The sequence below is a fragment of the Roseomonas sp. HF4 genome (assembly GCF_005222755.1).
Classification (GTDB): Bacteria; Pseudomonadota; Alphaproteobacteria; order Acetobacterales; family Acetobacteraceae; genus Neoroseomonas.
The window spans coordinates 160,551-178,289 of sequence record NZ_STGD01000006.1 but is presented as its reverse complement, the minus strand read 5'-3'; the positions used below and the strand labels follow the sequence as shown (position 1 = coordinate 178,289).

At 73.4% G+C, this 17,739-nt stretch carries 16 protein-coding genes; 6 read left to right on the top strand and 10 right to left on the bottom strand.

Annotated elements, in window-relative coordinates:
* Window positions 1–23 precede the first annotated feature (23 nt).
* From E8M80_RS11570 to E8M80_RS11560, 3 genes are all read right to left on the bottom strand, one after another.
* Window positions 24–1,136: a glycosyltransferase family 4 protein gene (locus tag E8M80_RS11570; protein WP_137125846.1), complete on the bottom strand. Its 1,113-nt coding sequence runs from the start codon at window positions 1,134–1,136 to the stop codon at window positions 24–26.
* A gap of 277 nt (window positions 1,137–1,413) precedes the next feature.
* Window positions 1,414–1,911 (bottom strand): L,D-transpeptidase, encoded by a 498-nt coding sequence (locus tag E8M80_RS11565; RefSeq protein WP_137125845.1) that lies wholly within the window; start codon window positions 1,909–1,911, stop codon window positions 1,414–1,416.
* A gap of 11 nt (window positions 1,912–1,922) precedes the next feature.
* Window positions 1,923–3,113 carry a GTP cyclohydrolase II gene (locus E8M80_RS11560; RefSeq protein ID WP_370287369.1) on the bottom strand — a complete coding sequence of 397 codons (1,191 nt, stop codon included), beginning with the start codon at window positions 3,111–3,113 and terminating at the stop codon, window positions 1,923–1,925.
* Between the two features lie 277 nt (window positions 3,114–3,390).
* Here E8M80_RS11560 and E8M80_RS11555 point away from each other — a divergent pair, with 277 nt between their 5' ends.
* Window positions 3,391–4,107: a response regulator transcription factor gene (locus tag E8M80_RS11555; RefSeq protein WP_137125844.1), complete on the top strand. Its 717-nt coding sequence runs from the start codon at window positions 3,391–3,393 to the stop codon at window positions 4,105–4,107.
* Between the two features lie 146 nt (window positions 4,108–4,253).
* Here E8M80_RS11555 and E8M80_RS11550 read toward each other — a convergent pair whose 3' ends face one another.
* Together E8M80_RS11550 and E8M80_RS11545 are read right to left on the bottom strand one after the other, a co-directional pair.
* Window positions 4,254–5,621 carry an ammonium transporter gene (locus E8M80_RS11550; protein ID WP_370287368.1) on the bottom strand — a complete coding sequence of 456 codons (1,368 nt, stop codon included), beginning with the start codon at window positions 5,619–5,621 and terminating at the stop codon, window positions 4,254–4,256.
* An 11-nt stretch (window positions 5,622–5,632) separates the two neighbouring features.
* Window positions 5,633–5,971, bottom strand: a complete 339-nt coding sequence (locus tag E8M80_RS11545) for a P-II family nitrogen regulator (protein ID WP_137125843.1) — start codon at window positions 5,969–5,971, stop codon at window positions 5,633–5,635.
* A gap of 204 nt (window positions 5,972–6,175) precedes the next feature.
* On the opposite strand from E8M80_RS11545, the gene E8M80_RS11540 reads away from it, so the two are divergent.
* Window positions 6,176–7,429, top strand: a complete 1,254-nt coding sequence (locus E8M80_RS11540) for a UbiH/UbiF/VisC/COQ6 family ubiquinone biosynthesis hydroxylase (protein WP_137125842.1) — start codon at window positions 6,176–6,178, stop codon at window positions 7,427–7,429.
* A 193-nt stretch (window positions 7,430–7,622) separates the two neighbouring features.
* Here E8M80_RS11540 and E8M80_RS11535 read toward each other — a convergent pair whose 3' ends face one another.
* The 3 genes from E8M80_RS11535 to E8M80_RS11525 form a co-directional block, all read right to left on the bottom strand.
* Window positions 7,623–8,594: a tripartite tricarboxylate transporter substrate binding protein gene (locus E8M80_RS11535; protein WP_137125841.1), complete on the bottom strand. Its 972-nt coding sequence runs from the start codon at window positions 8,592–8,594 to the stop codon at window positions 7,623–7,625.
* A gap of 156 nt (window positions 8,595–8,750) precedes the next feature.
* Complete coding sequence (locus E8M80_RS11530; RefSeq protein ID WP_206035619.1) at window positions 8,751–9,224, bottom strand: peptidase S1; 474 nt, start codon at window positions 9,222–9,224, stop codon at window positions 8,751–8,753.
* A 102-nt stretch (window positions 9,225–9,326) separates the two neighbouring features.
* Window positions 9,327–10,862 carry a class I adenylate-forming enzyme family protein gene (locus E8M80_RS11525; protein ID WP_137125840.1) on the bottom strand — a complete coding sequence of 512 codons (1,536 nt, stop codon included), beginning with the start codon at window positions 10,860–10,862 and terminating at the stop codon, window positions 9,327–9,329.
* A 101-nt stretch (window positions 10,863–10,963) separates the two neighbouring features.
* On the opposite strand from E8M80_RS11525, the gene E8M80_RS11520 reads away from it, so the two are divergent.
* Window positions 10,964–12,079, top strand: coding sequence for an alpha/beta fold hydrolase (locus E8M80_RS11520; RefSeq protein WP_137125839.1), 1,116 nt, complete (start codon window positions 10,964–10,966; stop codon window positions 12,077–12,079).
* 603 nt (window positions 12,080–12,682) lie between these two features.
* A complete protein-coding gene (locus E8M80_RS11515) occupies window positions 12,683–13,201 on the top strand; it encodes a hypothetical protein (RefSeq protein WP_137125838.1) in 519 nt (172 codons plus the stop codon).
* Window positions 13,202–13,236: 35 nt separating this feature from the next.
* Here the strand turns inward: E8M80_RS11515 and E8M80_RS11510 are convergent, their stop codons facing one another.
* Window positions 13,237–13,437, bottom strand: a complete 201-nt coding sequence (locus E8M80_RS11510; RefSeq protein WP_137125837.1) for a DUF2892 domain-containing protein — start codon at window positions 13,435–13,437, stop codon at window positions 13,237–13,239.
* 107 nt (window positions 13,438–13,544) lie between these two features.
* Complete coding sequence (locus E8M80_RS11505; protein WP_137125836.1) at window positions 13,545–14,204, bottom strand: Crp/Fnr family transcriptional regulator; 660 nt, start codon at window positions 14,202–14,204, stop codon at window positions 13,545–13,547.
* A gap of 125 nt (window positions 14,205–14,329) precedes the next feature.
* On the opposite strand from E8M80_RS11505, the gene E8M80_RS11500 reads away from it, so the two are divergent.
* Together E8M80_RS11500 and E8M80_RS11495 are read left to right on the top strand one after the other, a co-directional pair.
* The gene (locus tag E8M80_RS11500; protein ID WP_137125835.1) at window positions 14,330–15,058 is read left to right on the top strand and encodes a DUF5765 domain-containing protein; all 729 of its coding nucleotides are present in this window, start codon (window positions 14,330–14,332) and stop codon (window positions 15,056–15,058) included.
* A gap of 120 nt (window positions 15,059–15,178) precedes the next feature.
* Complete coding sequence (locus E8M80_RS11495) at window positions 15,179–17,731, top strand: DNA translocase FtsK 4TM domain-containing protein (RefSeq protein ID WP_137125834.1); 2,553 nt, start codon at window positions 15,179–15,181, stop codon at window positions 17,729–17,731.
* Window positions 17,732–17,739: the final 8 nt, after the last annotated feature.

Here is a 17,739-nt window from a genome sequence, read left to right as displayed (position 1 = left end):
GCCCGGTCGCGCGGCGCGAGTGCCTACAGGCCGAGCAGGTCCAGCGTCCGCCCGACCACCTTCGCCTCGTCGAAGCGGTCCAGCGCCCGCGCCCGGCCGGCCGCGCCCATCCGCACGCGCAGCGCCGGGTCCGCCGCCAGCCGTGCCAGCGCCGCGCCGAGCGGCGCATCGGCCATCGGTGGCACCAGGAAGCCGGTCTCGCCGTCCACCACCTGTTCGCGCGGGCCGCGGATGTCGGTCGCGACGACGGGCAGGCCGGTCATCATCGCCTCGATCACGCTCATCGGCAGACCCTCGAAATGGGAGGGCAGGCAGAAGACATCCGCCGCCGCCAGGATGCGCGCGACATCGTGCCGGTAGCCGAGGCGCCTGAGGCGCGGGCCAAGCACCGCCGCGGCGCGCTCGAAATGCGGTTCGAGGTCCTCCCCGTGGTCGGAGGCCAGCCGTTCGCCGACCACCCAGAGCACAGCGTTGGGCGGCGTCGCCGCCATCGCGCGCAGCAGTTCCGGATGGCCCTTGTGGCGAACGAGGCGGGAGACCATGACCACCACGCAATCGCCCTCCGCCGCGCCGAACTCGGCGCGCAGGGTGGCGCGGGCGGCGGCATCGGGATGGTACAGCGCCGGGTCGCGGCCGTTCAGCACCGCGGTCGCAGCCCGGTGGATGCCGAGGCGCCGCGCATCGGCTGCCTCCTCCTCGCTGACGGTCAGGAACACGTCGGTCATCCGCCCGCCCACCTGCTCCATCCGCAGCGACAAGTGCTGCCGCCACCAGGGGCCGGGCTGATTGAACAGGAAGCCGTGGCAGGTATAGGCGATGCGCGGCACGCCCGCGGCCTTGGCCGCCGCGCGCGCCAGGAAGCCGCTGATCGGCATGTGCGCGTGCACGAGGTCGAAGCGCTCCCGCCGGAACAGGCCGACCAGCGCGCGCAAGGCGCGGGCCTGTGCCAGCGGGTTCAGGCTGCGCGCCATCGGCACGGTCTCGATCCGGAAGCCCTCGGCGCGCGGCACCTCCAGCAGCGGGCCCTCAGCCGAGACGCCGACGACCTCATGCCCGCGCGCCCGCGCGCCCTGCATCACCGGAAGCAGGAAATGACGGAGCGAGAAGTCGACGTTCGTGATCTCGCAGATCTTCATGGCGGCCGATTAGGCGGTTTCGCGGCGCGCGACGAGGGGGCGGCCGTCGCGACGGGCCCGGGGCGGGGCACAGCGGGGCGCAAGGCCCGGTCATGCCGACCGTCCCGGTCTCGGCACCGGATGGGCGGCAAAAGGCCGGGGGAGGAGAACCTCCCCCGCACCCCCTCCCTTCCTTAGCCTTAGCCTTTGGGAACCGACGTCGGGTGTCGGTCCCCGGGCCGCAAAGACGACGGGGGATCTCGGGGGAAAGCGCCGTTCCCTCCCGGGTTCGAGGTGCCTAGGCGAGCACCTCGATCGCCGAGAGCCCGGACGCGAGCAGGCGCCGTAGCTCAGCCTCCGGCAGCGCGACGCAGCCCTCGGTCGGCCCGAGGTCCGGCCGCGCGACATGCAGGAAGATCGCGCTGCCCCGGCCCCGAACCACCGGCGCGTCGTTCCAGCCGAGCACCGCGACCACGTCGTAGAGCGCATCCTCCCGCCACAGCCGCTCATGCCGGGCGGGGTGGGGCAGGCGCACGGCGCGGTTGTAGTCGGCATGGACGGGGTCGTCGCACCAGCCATCCCCGGGGGCGATCGGCTCGACCGGCAGGGCGGTCGCCGGCCGCGGGCCGCGATCGGCGCGCCAGAGGACGCGGCGGAGTGGCAGCAGCCCGACCGGCGTGGCGCCATCCCTTTCCTGCTTGTCCACCCGGATACCGCCGCGGCCGAGCGCGCAGCGTAGCGTCTCGCCGCGGAAGCGCAGCAGCCCGTCGGGCGTGACGTGCGCCGTGCCGGTCATGGCGGCCGGCGTCAGGCTTCCGGCAGCAGGTGGCCGAAGCGCGCGGCCTTGGTCCTGAGGTAGGCGTCGTTCACGCCGTTCGGGTCGAAGGCATGCGCTTCGCGGCCCAGCACCTCGATGCCGCAGGCGGACAGCCCCGCGATCTTGTCCGGGTTGTTGGTGAGCAGCCGCACCCGGCCCACGCCGATGGCGCGCAGCATGGTCGCCGCGACCAGGAAGTTCCGCTCGTCCGCCCCGTAGCCGAGCGCGCGGTTGGCATCGAGCGTGTCGAGCCCCTGGTCCTGCAGCGTATAGGCGCGCAGCTTGTTCACGAGGCCGATCCCCCGGCCTTCCTGCGCCAGGTACAACAGCACGCCGCCAGCCGGGTCGCGCGCCATGCGCGCGATCGCGCCACGCAGCTGCGGCCCGCAATCGCAGCGCATCGAGCCGAGCAGGTCCCCGGTGAAGCATTCCGAATGGGCGCGCACCAGCGGCGCGCCGCCGCCGGCGGCGGTCGCCTCCGGGGTGCCGACCAGGATCGCCAGGTGCTCGATGCCGCCATCGGCGGCCCGGAAGGCCACGATCCGGGCCTCCGGCGCGTCCTCGAGCGGCACGCGCGCCTCGGCGACGCGGGTCAGGGAGGTCGCGGCCGAGACCGGGTAGGCGAGCACGTCCGCCGCCGGCACGCCGAGCAGCGACAGCCGCGCGGCGGCGGCCTCGGTCGCCGGGGCGGCAACCAGCGCAGGCAGCAGCCGGCCGAGCTTGGCAAGCGCTATGCCGGCCTGCGCCAGCGCCGGCGCGGGCACGCGCTCCGGCGCCTCGGGCAGCAGGCGCTCCGCCACCGGGTCGGCCAGGCTGCGTAGCGCCTCGGGCGCCATCAGCGCGGGCGGCAGGCGAAGCGCGACCGCGCCTTCCTCCTCGGACGCATGGGGCACCGGGCGGTGCAGCACGGCGGCCGCGCGCACCGGCGCCAGCACGAGCACGGGCGCCGCCAGCGCCGCGCCCGCGAGGTCGGCCAGCCCCTGGGCGCCGACCGTCTCGGCCGCGGCGACGACCAGGCAGCCATCCGGCCCGCGCAGGATCACGGGCGTGCCGCGTCGCAGGTCCGCCATGGCCCTGTGCACGCCACGGAGCGCGAGCACGCAGGCGTCGCGCCCTGCGGCATCGGCGCCGGTCGTGTCGGGGGCGAGGTTGGCGGGAGGCGTCATCGTCTGGCGTTCCATGTTCCGGATCATGCCGCGCCGCGAATGTGGCCTCGACATGGCGCGTGTTCCCCCGCGCGGCGGGCAGCAATGTGACCGGGCGCATGCCAAGCCGGCCTTACATGTGGTTGGATTCTACGCCGCGTCCAGATACACGAAAAGTCAATCACACTCCCGCGAGGTTCGTATCCGGCGTGGCTGTCGTCTGGCACTTCGCGGCGCGACCGGTCATACGTTCTGGCGGGGAACCTGGGCGGTCGCGCCGTGCGCGTCGCCGCGGAATGGGGGTATCGAAGGCATGACCGGTCCACGCCCGGTGCTGATCGTGGACGACGATCCCGCCCTGTCGGCGACGCTCGCCGAGCAACTGGCGCTGGAGGGCGAGTTCGCGACCGTCGAGGCGCCGACGCTCGCGGCGGCCGACGCCGCGCTGATGGCCGAGGGTGCGCGCTTCGACCTCGTGCTGCTCGACATCCGGCTGCCGGACGGCGACGGTCGCGAGTTCTGCGCGCGGCTGCGCCGCCTTGGCCTGCGCATGCCCGTCATCATGCTGACCGGCTCGGATAGCGAGAGCGACATCGTCAGCGGCCTCGACGCCGGTGCCAACGACTACATCGCCAAGCCGTTCCGGCTGAACGAGCTGCTGGCCCGCATGCGCGCCCAGCTGCGCGCCTACGACAGCAGCGAGGACGCGGTCTTCAAGGTCGGCCCCTACCTGTTCCGCCCAGCCGCCAAGCAGCTGCACGACCCCGCGCGCAACAAGCGCGTCCGCCTGACCGAGAAGGAGGCGGCGATCCTGAAGTTCCTCTATCGCGCCGGCGGCCGGCCGGTGCCGCGCAACGTGCTGCTGAACGACGTCTGGGGCTACAACAGCAACGTCACCACCCATACGCTCGAGACGCACATCTACCGGCTGCGCCAGAAGATCGAGCCGAACCCCGGCGAGGCCCGCCTGCTCGTGACGGAGGCCGGCGGCTACCGGCTGGAGCCAGCGCTCGACACGCAGGACGCCTGAGGCAGGACTTCGCCGGCGGGGGGGGGCCTGCCGGACGGCCCGCTACGGCGCAGCGCCGTGCGTGCCGGCCGCACCGGCCTTCGGACACAAAGCGGGCGCGGAGGTTACCCCCCGCGCCCACCCGCCGACCGGAAAGGCCGGGTTGGTCAGTTGATGCGCTCGCCGTGCATGGTGACGTCGAGGCCCTCGCGCTCCTCCTCCTCGCTCACGCGGAGCCCGACGATCAGGTCGGTGACCTTGAGCAGGATGAAGGTCGCGACCGCGGTGAAGACCACTGTCGCGCCGACCGCCGTGCACTGCTTGATGAACTGCTCCATCGAGCCCGAGGTGCCGGCCGGCGAGGCTTCCGTGGCCGACAGCGGGCCATAGGCCAGGAAGCCCACCAGCAGAGCGCCCACGATGCCGCAGATGCCGTGCACGCCGAAGGCGTCGAGGCTGTCGTCGTAGCCGAGCGCGTGCTTGAGCGCGGTCGCCCCCCAATAGCCCGCGAGGCCCGCGGCGACGCCGATGATGAGCGCCGAGCCCGGGAGCACGAAGCCCGCCGCCGGCGTGATGGCGACAAGCCCCGCGACCGCGCCCGAGATGGCGCCGAGCACCGACGGCTTGCCCTTGATCATCCATTCGGCAAGGACCCAGGACAGCACGGCGCCGCCGGCGGCGACCTGCGTCACCAGCATGGCCATCGCCGCGCGCCCGCCGCCCGAGGAGGCGGCCGACCCGGCGTTGAAGCCGAACCAGCCCACCCACAGCAGCGAGGCGCCGATGACCGCGAGACCGAGGTTGTGCGGCGCCATGTTCTCGGTGCCGTAGCCCACGCGCTTGCCGAGCACGATGGCCGCGACCAGGCCGGCCACGCCCGCGTTGATGTGCACGACCGTGCCGCCCGCGAAGTCGAGCGCACCGTCGACGAACAGCCAGCCCGACGGATGCCAGACCCAGTGCGCGACCGGGCTGTAGACCAGCAGAGTCCAGAGGCTGATGAAGAACACCAGGGCCGAGAACTTCATGCGGTCCGCCACGGCGCCGGTGATCAGCGCGGCGGTGATGACCGCGAAGGTCATCTGGAACATCACGAACAGGCTCTCCGGGATGGTGAAGGCGACGGTCGCGTCGCCCGTGCCCATGGTGAAAGGCTTGTCCCAGTTCTCGGCCAGGCCGCTCAGCAGCACGCGGGAGAAGTCGCCGACATAGGCCGAGTAGGCACCGCCGTTGCCGAAGGCGATGGAATAGCCCGCCACCATCCACAGCACCGAGACCAGGCCGCAGATGAAGAAGGACTGCATCATCGTGGCGAGCACGTTCTTCTTGCGGACCATGCCCGCGTAGAACAGCGCGACGCCCGGGATCGTCATCATGAGCACGATGGCGGTCGAGGTGAGCATCCAGGCGGCGTCGCCGGTGTCCACCTTGGCGTCCTGCGCCATGGCGGGTGCCGCAGCCGTCATGAGGGTGGCCGCGGCGAGGCCGCAGCGCGCGATCATGCGCTTCACTGTCGTCAGGTCCTTTCCGGTCATGGTCGGGCGGCTCACAGGGCGGAGCCGTCGGTCTCGCCCGTGCGGATGCGCAGCGCGCGCTCCACGTCGAGCACGAAGATCTTGCCGTCGCCGATCTTGCCCGTGCGGGCGGTGGTGGCGATCGCCTCGACCACCGCATCCGCCAACTCGTCGGGGACGGTGACCTCGATCTTCACCTTGGGCAGGAAGCTCACATGGTATTCGGCGCCGCGGTAGATCTCGGTCTGGCCTTTCTGCCGCCCGAACCCCTTCACCTCGGTCACCGTCAGCCCCTGCACGCCGAGGGGCGTGAGCGCCTCGCGCACCTCGTCGAGCTTGAAGGGCTTGATGACAGCCATCACCAGTTTCATGGCCGGTACCGATCCTCTCCTGGGCGAACTCGCCTCGATGCTTCCAAGAGCCGTGCCAGAGGCAGCGGCGGCCCGCACCGGGCATGGCGCACACCCGGCCCGCCGCGCGCGCGGCGCCGCGCCATGGAAAACGCCTTCATTTCGGGCAAATGCTTAAGCGGAGGGCATACTGGCGCGGCGGCGCCGTGCGCCTAGATTGGCGGCATGAGCATGCCCCTCGAGGTCGACACCTGCATCATCGGCGCCGGCCCGGTCGGCGCCACCCTGGCCGCGGCACTGGCCGCCGGCGGCGTCCGCACGGCCGTGGTCGACGCCGCGCCGCTGCCGCCCATGGAGATGCCGGAATTCGACGGCCGCGCCTACGCCATCGCCCTGACCTCGCAGCGCCTGCTCGCGGCCGCCGGGGTCTGGGACCGGCTGCCGGAGGCGCCCTGCCCGATCCTCGGCATTCGCGTCGCCGACGGCCGGCCGGGCGAGCGCGCTTCCCCTCTCTCGCTCCATTTCGACCATGCGGAGGTGGGGGAGGACCCGTTCGGCTGGATGGTCGAGGCGCGCGCGCTGCGCGTGGCGCTGAACGCCCGCCTGCCCGCGCTGCCGGGCCTTTCGGTCTTCGCGCCCGCCGAGGCGCGGGTGGAACGCGGGCCGGAGGGCGCGACGGTGCGCCTGTCGTCCGGCCAGGACATCCACGCGCGCCTCTTGGTCGGCGCCGAGGGCCGCAACTCCCCGCTGCGGCGCCAGGCCGGCATCCCGGTCACGCGGCTCGACTACCATTGCATGGGGCTGGTCGGCGCGATCGCGCACGACAAGCCGCACCACAACGTGGCGCTCGAGCAGTTCCTGCCGCATGGCCCCTTCGCGCAGCTGCCGATGAACGGCATCCCCGGCCACCCGCATGTCAGCGCCATCGTCTGGACCGAGCGCACCGCCGTCGCGCGGGCGGCGCTCGCGATGGACGACGCGGCCTATGCGCGGCAGATCATGGCGCGGATGGGCGACCACCTCGGCGCCGTGCGGCCGATCGGCCGGCGCTGGTCCTATCCGCTGAGCGCCATGCACGCCGCGCGCTACACGGCCGAGCGCCTGGCGCTGGTGGGCGATGCGGCGCACGGCATCCACCCGATTGCGGGGCAGGGGCTCAACCTCGGCTTCCGCGACGTGGCGGCGCTGGCCGAGATGGTGATCGAGGCGGTGAACGCCGGCGAGGACCCCGGGGGCGCCGCGCTGCTCGCGCGCTACCAGGCGGCGCGGCGACCGGACAGCCTGGTCATGCTGGGCGCCACGCATGTGCTGGAGCGGCTGTTCACGTCCCGACTGCCGCCGCTGCGGATCGCGCGCCGCCTCGGCATCGCGGCGGTGGACCGCATGCCGGAGCTGAAGCGGTTCTTCGCCAGGCGGGCCATGGGGATGGGCGGCGTCGCGGGCGGCCTGCTGGGCGGGCAGGGGCTGGGCCGCGCCTGACACCGGCGGTCGAAGCTTCGACCGCCGGTATCCGCGTTTCCCTGCCCTCAGGCGCCGGGCGGAAACCGCCCGTTTCCGTGGCTTGCGCCGAGGTTCCGATGAGCCGCATCCGCGGCCGCGGCACGAGTGAAAGCCTCGTGCCGTTGGTATGACACCGGCAGTCGATGTCTTCGACCGCCGGTGTCTCGCTCGGTCAGTCGAGCCGGATGTTCTGCCGCTCGATGATGCCCTGGAACAGCGCGCGCTGTTCGGCCAGGTAGGTGGCGAAGGCCGCGCCACCGCGCCGCACCGGCTCGACGCCGATGCCCTCGAAGCGGGCCCGGACCGCAGGATCGGCCATGGCGGCCGCGACTTCCTCGGCAAGCCGGTCCAGGATGGCGGCCGGCGTGCCCGCGCGCGCCGCCAGTCCCACCCAGGCGCCGGCGTCGAAGCCTTCGAGGCCGGGCACGCGCGCGAGGGGCTCGATGTCGGGCACCAGCGTGCTGCCCTCCGCGAGCGAGATGCCGAGCGCCCGCAGCGTGCCCTGCCGCACCAGGGGGCTCGTCGCCGCGAGGGTCTCGATCGAGTAGTGGATCTGGCCGCCGAGCAGCGCGGTCATGGACGGCGCGCTGCCGGCGAAGGGCACGTGCAGCGCATCGATGCCGGCGCGCGCGTTGAAGGCCTCGATGATGAGGTGCGCCGTCGCTGCGCGGCCGGATGAGCCGAAGGTGTGGTGCCCCGGCCGTGCGCGCAGGACCGCGATGAATTCCTGCGTCGTGCGCGCCGGGAAATCCGGCTTCACCACCAGCAGGTAGGGGGAGACGCCGAACATCGCGATCGGCGCGAAGTCCCGCGTGGTGTCGTAGGGCAGGCGCTGTAGCAGCGGCGCGATGGTGTAGGGGCCGGAGGAGGCGGCGAGCAGCGTGTAGCCGTCCGGCGCCGACTTCGCGACCGCATCCGTGCCGATCGTGCCGCCGGCGCCGGCGCGGTTCTCGGCGACCACGGGCTGGCCAAGGCGCTCGGCGAGCCGTTGCGCGATGACGCGCCCGGCGAGGTCGGTCGCCTGGCCCGGCGGCCAGGGGATGACAAGGCGGATCGGCCGGCTCGGCCAGGGGGCTTGCGCCGCGGCAAGGCCGGGCATGATGAGAGCAAGGAGCGCCACGGCGGCGCCCAGGATCCTGCGCATGCTTGCGCGTTCCTTCGCTGTTGGATGGTGACTGGCCCGGCGGTCGATCCAACAGCATGCCGCGTGGCGCCCGGCAAGACCCGGCGAAGCGCGGGCGCGGACAGGCACGGGCGGCGCCGGCCGGGCGGGGCTGCCCGACCGGCGCCGCGAGGTCGATCAGCGCGGCGGCACTTCCGAGAAGAAGACCTGCGTCGGGATGCCGCGACCGCGGTCGTAGCTGCCGATCCAGATGTCGTATTGGCCGGACATCGGGTTCGGGAAGACCAGGCCGGGGTCGGTGCCCTGGAAGTCGTCGTTGCAGATCCAGCGCCCGTTCGGAAGGTTCACCACCAGCGTCACGTCGGCCCGGGACCGCGCGCCGATCCAGAGCGGCAGCCCGCCGCCGGCCTGGTAGTTCAGCCGCACGTCCGGCGCCTGCGCGATGGCGCCGACGCAGCCCGGTCCGCCGATCCGCTCGGCCGGGATGGTGCCGCCCGCTGTCACGTTCACCACGTAGGGGTCGGGGGCGAAGTTGAAGCGGAGGTTGGCCGTGCCGAAGGACGGCGGCAGGTTGAAGTTCTGGGCGGCGACACCGCCGGCGCCAAGCGCAGCAAGCAGCGCCGCGCCGGCGATCACGCGTCTGGAAAGCATCGTGGATTCTCCTCGGGCATGGCAGTCAACGGCGAGTGTCGCGCCGCTGGTGGCGCGGGCAAGCCGTTTTCCGCTTGTGGCGTGAAGATCGGGTGAGCGGCGTCACGCCTGCGGCGCGCGCGCAACAATGCGCGGGTGTGGCCCGTCCTCCAGCACCAGCGCCGCGAGCACGGCATCGCGCACCTTCGCGCGCACCACCTTGCCCTGGGCGTTGCGCGGCAACTCCGGCAGCGCCAGCCAGGCGCGCGGCCGCTTCGGACGCGCGAGCGCGGCGACGCGGCCCTCGGCCTCGGCCTCCCAGCCCGGCGGCGGCGCCTCGGCGACCGCGACGATCACCTCCCCCCAGTAGTCGGAGGGCAGGCCGAGCACGCAGATCGCGCGCCCGCCCGCGGCGCCGTCGAGCGCCACCTCGATCTCCCCGGGATGGACACGATAGCCGCCCGACTTCATCACGTCCGCCGCGCGGCCCGAGAGATGCAGCCGCCCGCGCGCGTCGATCGCGCCGAGGTCCCCGGTGCGGTGCCAGGCGCCCGGCGCACGCGGCGCGAACCCGGTGGCCGAGATGGTCCCCGCGTTCATGTGCCGGGCGCGCAGGTGGATCTCGCCGGCCTCGCCGGGCGGCAGCGCGGCGCCGTCCTCGGCGCGTATCGCGACCTCCACCCCAGGCGCCGGCCAGCCGAGGCAGGCGCCGAGGCCGTCCTCCGCCTCGGCCATCGCCTCGGCCACCTCGGGCGGTTCCAGCACCGTGATGGGGTTGAAGCATTCGCTCATGCCGTAGGTCACGCGCACGACCGGGCCGAAGGCCTCGGCGGCGCGCTGCCACAAGGCGCGCGACAGCGTCGAGGTGCCGGTGAAGATGCAGCGCACGCCCGCGAACCGCCGGCCGGGAAACAGCGACAGGATCTTGGCCAGCACGGTGGGTGGGGCGAAGATCGCGGCCGGCCGTGCCTCCAGCACGGGCAGCACCGCCTCGGCGCGGACGCCGTCCTGCAGCACCACCTCGGCGCCCTGTTCGAGCCAGGCGGCGGCGATCAGCGAGGCGCCGTGAACATAGGGCGTCATCAGCAGCACGCGGTCGCCCGCGCCCGGCGTGAAGGGCAGCACGGCGCGCTGCAGCAGGTGCGCGGTCCAGCGCCCGCCATGGGTGTGCACGATCGCCTTCGGCCGGCCGGTGGTGCCGGAGGTGAAGATCAGCCGGCCCCAGGCCTCGGACGGCACCGGCGGCAGCGCGCGCGGCGCGGGGTCGGGGGCGATGTCCTCGACCGCCCAGGGCTCGAAGCCGAGTGCCGTGAGCCGCGCCGCCTGCCGCCCCGGCGCCATGACGCGGCGGAAGCCCGCGAGCGCTGCGAACCAGGCGAGTTCCTCGTCGGTTGAATGGGCGTTGACCGGCACCTCGGCGGCGCCGGCGATCGTGACGCCCGCGCTGACCCAGGGGGCGTCCACGCCGTTCGGCACCAGTGTGGCGACCGGCGCGCCCGGCATCACGCCGGCCTGGCGCAGCCGGTGGCCCAGCGCATGGGCGCGCGCGGCGTGCTCCGCGAAGCCCATCTGCGCCGTGCCGTCCGTGACGGCGGTGCGGCCCGCGAAGCGCGCGGCCAGGGTGAGAAGGTCGTTCGACCAGGCGATTCCATCCCGCATGGCGGGCAGGGTCGTCGCCGCCCGCGCCCGCGTCAAACCGGCGGGGCTTGCCAGCCCCGCGCTTCGCGGGCCGGATGCGCGCGCCGCCAGGAGGACCGCCCATGGAACCGCTCAGCCACCCGACCCTGCCCACGGGCATCCGCGCCCGCATGGTGCCCGGGATCAACGGCATGGACATGCACGTGCTCGAGGCCGGCGAGGCCGGCCGGCCGGTGCTGCTGCTGCTGCACGGCTTCCCGGAACTCGCCTTTTCCTGGCGCCGCGTGATGGTGCCGCTGGCCGAGGCGGGGTTCCACGTCGTGGCGCCCGACCAGCGCGGCTATGGCCGCACCACGGGCTGGTCCGATGCCTATGATGCGGACCTGCGGCCCTTCGCCCTGCTCAACCTGATCCGCGACCAGCTGGCGCTGCTCGGCGCGCTCGGCGTCCCGCATGTGCATGCGGTGGTCGGCCATGATTTCGGATCGCCCGTCGCGGCGCATTGCGCGCTGGTCCGGCCGGACGTGTTCCGCCGCGTGGCGCTGATGAGCGCGCCCTTCGCCGGCCCACCCGCGATCGGGTCCAGCCTGCGTGCGCCGGCGCGGGACATCGCGGCCGACCTCGCCGCACTGCCGCGGCCGCGCAAGCATTACCACTGGTACTACGCGACGCGCCCGGCGAATGGCGACCTGTTGGCCGCGCCGCAGGGGCTGCACGATTTCCTGCGCGCCTACTACCACCACAAGTCGGGCGACTGGGCCGGCAACGAGGTCCATCCGCTGGCCGGCTGGACGGCGGATGAACTAGCGAAGCTGCCGACCTACTACGTGATGGATACGGCCGAGACGATGCCGGAGACTGTGGCTCACGCGATGCCCTCCGCCGCGGAGGTTGCGTCCTGCGCCTGGCTGACCGAGGACGAACTCGCCGTCTATGCCGCCGAATACGGGCGGACGGGCTTCCAGGGCGGGCTCAACTGGTACCGCACGCGCTTCACCGGCACGAACATGGAGATGGAGGCCTTCGCCGGCCGGCGGATCGAGGTGCCGGCCTGCTTCATCGGCGGCGCGCGCGACTGGGGCGTGCAGCAGGCGCCGGGCGCGCTGCGGCGGATGGAGACGGAGGCCTGCGCGGACTGGCGCGGCACGCATGCGGTGCCGGGTGCCGGCCACTGGGTGCAGCAGGAACGGCCGGCAGAGGTGGTGGCGCTGCTCGGGGTCTTCCTGGGCACGCCTTGAGCCCGGATTCAGCTCATGCGTTCAAAACGAGGCGTTCAGAACGAGGAAATGGACGACCCGGATGGTGCGCCGTGCCCTCGGTTTCTCGGATTCCGAGTAGTCACGCGCGAGTGATGTTCTGATCGTCCAGGCCTTTGCTGTTCTCGCGGTAAAGTGGCGGAGTCGTTGAGAGACGGTAGAGAAATTACCGAAGACAGGCGCGCGGCTTCTGGTTCATATCGGGTCGTCGAAAAACGGCGAGTCCGCGCGTGTTCCTGCATTGCGTATCAGCCCCGGTTCCGGACGGCCGCTTCGCCGATGGTGGCGCGCGTCGCGCGCGGCGGCGGCTGGAACTTCTTCGGCAGGGCCGGGCACTCGACCCGTTCGGCGTGCGGGTGCCGGCTTGGCGCGCCACGGCCTGACGCGCGGACCGGCGCCCCGATGCCTGGCCGACGGGTGCCTGATACCGGGCCGGGCGCCCCCCCTCCGCAGGCGCGCCGCCGCGCGCCCCGGGACCGGCCGGACCCGCGCACGGGGCGGGTCTGGGGGACGGAGATGGTCTATCTTTTGGCCCGGGGCGAGCGACGGCGCGTCTCCGTCCTTCCGCAGCGACGCAAGGCACAGATGACCGCGCCCCTCGACGATCTCACCCGCCTCGCCGTGCCGGTCCGGCATGAGGCGAACAACCTTTTCGCGGCGCTGTCGGGCACCATCGACATCCTGCTGCGCACCGCGCCGACCGACCGCGACCGCGCCCGCGCCGAACGCATGCGCGACGCAACGACGCGGCTCGAGGCGCTGCTCAAGGCCTACGTCGCCCTCGCCGCCCCGCCTGCCACGGCCGAGGGGACCGACGCCGCGCAGCTGCTCGCGCTGCTGCGGCCGCTGATCGTGCTGACCCTCGGCCCCGGCCGCGAGGTCGAGGTGGCGGTGCCGCCCGGCCTGCCGCGCGTCGCATCGCCGTCGCCGGAGGTGCGGGCCGAGATCCTCAACCTGGTGCGTGAAGCGGCGGTGGATCTGCCCGCGGGCGGCGCGCTGCGCCTGACGCTGGGGGCGGTGCCGGGCGGGGTCGCGGTCGCCGCCGTCCCGGCGCCCGGGGCGGAGGCGACGCCGCCGCTTATCCTCCGCCTCGCGGAGGACTGACCCGGGGCGGGCGCCGCCTGCCCGGGCAACGTGCCTCAGGCCGCCCGGTCGGCGGCCGCGCAGGTCCGGATGCCGAGCAGCGAATAGGCCGGGCAGAAGCGGAACACGCCGGTCGCCAGAGGCACCAGCCCGACCAGCCCCCACCACCCGAGCGGCCCCGCCAGCCCGAGCGCCAGGATCACCAGCCCCGCCACGATGCGGAGCCCACGGTCCACGCCACCCACGTTGCAGTTCATCGCGCTGCTCCTTGCCTCTGTCCGGCGCCGGGCGCCGGTGGATCATGCCGGAGATGCCCGGCTGTGCCTTCATTCGCAGGCGCTGACCCATTCCGTCGGTGATCAAGTCACGGGGCGGCGGTGCCGTCCTTGATCCGCATCAGTCCGGGGGCGTCGAGGACCGCGACGGCGCCGCGCTCGGTGCGCACCAGCCCGGCCTTCGCGAAGGCCGCGAGGCGGCGGCTCACCACCTCCCGTGCCGTGCCGATGTCGGCCGCGATGCCCTGCTGCGTCGCCGCCACGACGCCCGGCGCGCGGCCGAGCAGATAGGCGGCGAGGCGCGCATCCACGCTGCGGAAGGACAGGTCCTCGATCCGTCCCATCAGCGCGCCGAGCCTGGCGGCGAAGCCGGCGAGGACGAAGCGGCGGAAGCCGGGGCTTTCCTCCACCAGCGCCGCGAACAGCGCGGCGGGCAGCAGCAGCCCGTCGCAGTCGGTCTCGGCGGTGCCCTCGGCGGAATAGGCTTCCCCGGCGAAAAGGCAGGAGGTGGTGATCGCGCAGGCCTGGCCGGGCTCGACGCGATAGAGCAGCAGCGCGTGGCCATCCTCGGCGATCAGGTCCACGCGCGCCTGGCCGCGGCGCAGCAGCACGAAGCCGCGGCAGGGGTCGCCTGGGCGGAACAGCACCGTGCCGGCCGGCGCGCGCAGCGGCAGCGCGCCGGCCGCCATGCGTCCACGCGCGACGGCGTCGATGCTGTCCGGCAGGAAGTCGAACCCGGCGCTTGCCATCGCCGCAGCCTGCCGCCGCGGGGCGCGCGGCTCAAGCCTTCGTTCTGCCTGTGGCGCACGGGATGACAGCGCGTGCGCTTCTGCGACACTCGGCGCCGCCGCTTGGCAGGGGGGAGGGCGCGCCGATGTGCTGGTCCATGGGCGCGACGGTCGCGATGGTCGCGGCCGGAAGCGCTGCGACCGCCGTCACCCTCCGCCGAGGCGCACCCCCCGCGGTGCCGGCGACGCTCGCCTGGTTCACGCTGATGGAGGCGCTGCAGGTCGCGGGCCATGCGGCGGTTGATGCCTGCGGCACGCCGGCCAACCAGTCCGCGGCGCTGCTGTCGTACCTGCACATCGCCTTCCAGCCCTTCTTCATCAACGCCTTCGCGATGACGCTGGTGCGCGCGGCGCCGTCGCCGACGCTGCGGGTCGCGGTCTGGATCGGCTGCGGGGTGTCGGCCGCGGTGATGCTGCTGCAACTCTACCCCTTCGCCTGGGCCGGGACCTGCCCGGCGGGGTCGGTGCTCTGCGGCAGCCCGCTTTGCGTCGCCAGCGGCGAATGGCATATCGCCTGGGACATCCCGCGCAACGACCTGCTGGCGCCGCTGCGGGACGTGCACTGGGCGCTCGGCGGCTTCCCGACCTACATGCTGGCCGCCTTCTTCCTGCCGCTGGCCTACGGGGCCTGGCGCTTCGTGCTGTTCCACCTGCTCGTCGGGCCGGGGCTGGCCTGGCTGCTGACCTCCAACCCGAACGAGATGCCCGCGATCTGGTGCCTGTTCTCGATCGGCATCGTGGTCGTCGCCCTCAGCCGCCGTATCCGGGGCGCGCTGGAGACACCCGGGCTGGCGGCGCCGGCACCGGCACGATAGGGGCAAGCGTGGCCGCGGCGCCACGCCTGGGGCCTTCCGGTGTGGCTTCCATGCCCGAAAGCGATGCGTCCGAGGCACTTCGCGTGTAGGATTGTCACATCACCTGAACGCTGCCCGCCCATGCCCCGTGCCGCCTTGTCCGACGCTTCCCGCAGCCCTGGCCGCTTTTCCGCCGCCCCGCGGCGCTTCGCCTCCCCGGCGGTGCGCGCTGTGCTGCGGCGGCGCGGGCTCGAGGTGCTGGGGCTGCTGGTCGCGCTGGCGGCCATGGCGCTGCTGGTGGCGCTCGGCAGCCATGATCCGGCCGACCCGTCGCTGAACACCGCGACGGGGCGGGCACCGACCAACCTCGCGGGGCCGGCGGGCGCCATCGTGTCCGACCTGCTGCTGCAATCCTTCGGCTTCGCGGGCGCGTTGCCGGCGCTGGCCATGCTGGCCTGGGCCTTCCGCCTGGCGACGCAGCGCGGCATGGGCTCGCTGGCGGCGCGCTTCGGGGGCCTGCTGGCGGGGCTGCCGCTGGCCGCCGCCGCCGCCGCGCTGCTGCCGCTGCCGGCCGGCGTGCCCGTGGCGGCCGGGCCCGGCGGGGCCTTCGGCGGGCTGCTCGCGACCGCGGCGGTGGAGGGGCTCTCCGGCACCTTCGGGCCGTTCGGGGCGCTGGTGGCGAATGGCGTGCTGGCGGTTGCCGCGGTGGGGTCGGTCTTCATCGCCTGCGGGCTGACGGTCGGCGAATGGCGCGGCGCGGGCCGCGTCGCGGTCGGGGCCGGCCAGGCGGCGGTCGAGGTGGCCCGGCAGGGCGCCGCGGCGATCCGCCGGCCGGACGCCGAGCCCGAGCCCGAGCCGCTCCGCCCCGCGCGCCCGCCCCGGCCGGGTGTCTTCGCCCGCCTGGCGGGCCGGCTGAGCCGCGCCCGCGCCGGCGCCGGCGCGATGCTGCGCCGCGAACCGCAGGCGGTGCCGCTCGGCGCCATGCTGCGCGCGGCGGAGGAGGCGGCCGGCGCCATCCCGCCGAGCCCCGCCGCCCCGCCCGCCCCCCTGCCGGGCGAGGAAGGCGACGTGCGCCGCGGCACCGAGCCCGTGCCGGGGCAGCAGCGGCCGACCGCCCGCACCCGCGTCATCGCCGCCGCGCACGAGCGCCGCGCGCCGGAGCAGCGCGCCCTCGACCTCGGCACCGAGGGCTTCCGCCTTCCGCCGCTCGACCTGCTGACCGAGGCGCCGGCGCGGCGCACCGGCCGGCCGTCGGAGGAATCGCTGCAGGCCAATGCCCGCATGCTGGAAAGCGTGCTCGAGGACTACGGGGTGCGCGGGCGCATCGCCGAGATCCGGCCCGGGCCCGTGGTCACGCTGTATGAACTGGAACCGGCGCCGGGGACGAAATCCTCGCGCGTCATCGGGCTGGCCGACGACATCGCGCGGTCGATGTCGGTGGTGGCGGTGCGCATCGCCACCGTCCCAGGGCGCAACGTTATCGGCATCGAGATGCCGAACGCCAAGCGCGAGACCGTGTTCCTGCACGAGATGTTCGCCGACGAGAGCTGGGGCCGGAACCAGGGGCGCCTGCCGCTGGCGCTCGGCAAGGATATCGGCGGCGTGCCGGTCATCGCCGACCTCGCGCGCATGCCGCATCTGCTGATCGCCGGCACCACCGGATCGGGCAAGTCGGTCGCGATCAACACCATGATCCTGTCGCTGCTGTATCGGCTGTCGCCGGACGAGTGCCGCTTCATCATGATCGACCCGAAGATGCTGGAACTCTCGGTCTACGACCGTATCCCGCACCTGCTCGCGCCGGTGGTGACCGAGCCGCCCAAGGCGATCGGCGCGCTCAAATGGACCGTGCGGGAGATGGAGCGCCGCTACCGCGCCATGAGCCAGTTGGGCGTGCGCAACATCGCCGGCTACAACGAGAAGGTGACGGCGGCGCGCGCGCGCGGCGAGGTGCTGACGCGCCGCGTGCAGACCGGCTTCGATCCCGACACCAGCCGGCCGGTCTTCGAGGAACAGCCCCTCGCGCTCGAGCCGCTGCCGATGATCGTGGTGGTGATCGACGAGATGGCCGACCTGATGATCGTGGCCGGCAAGGAGATCGAGGCCGCGGTGCAGCGGCTCGCGCAGATGGCGCGCGCGGCCGGCATCCACGTGATCATGGCCACGCAGCGGCCTTCGGTGGACGTCATCACCGGCACCATCAAGGCGAACTTCCCGACCCGCATCTCCTTCCAGGTGACGAGCAAGATCGACAGCCGCACGATCCTTGGCGAGCAGGGCGCGGAGCAGCTGCTCGGCCAGGGCGACATGCTGCACATGGCCGGCGGCGGGCGCGTGACGCGCGTGCACGGCCCCTTCGTGACCGACAACGAGGTAGAGCGCGTGGTCGAGTACCTGCGCGAGCAGGGCGAGCCCGCCTACATCGAGGAAGTGACCGAGGAATTCGACGAGGATGCCGGCGGGCTGCCCGGCATGCTCGGCGGAAACACGGACGGGGAGGCGTCGCTCTACGACCAGGCGGTCGCGCTGGTGACGCGGGAGGGCAAGGCCAGCACCTCCTTCGTCCAGAGGCACCTCAACATCGGCTACAACCGCGCTGCCAAGCTCATCGAGCAGATGGAGAAGGAAGGCGTAGTCGGGCCGGCGAACCACGTCGGCAAGCGCGAGGTGCTGGCGCCGGGGCCGCGGGAGTGACGTGAGGC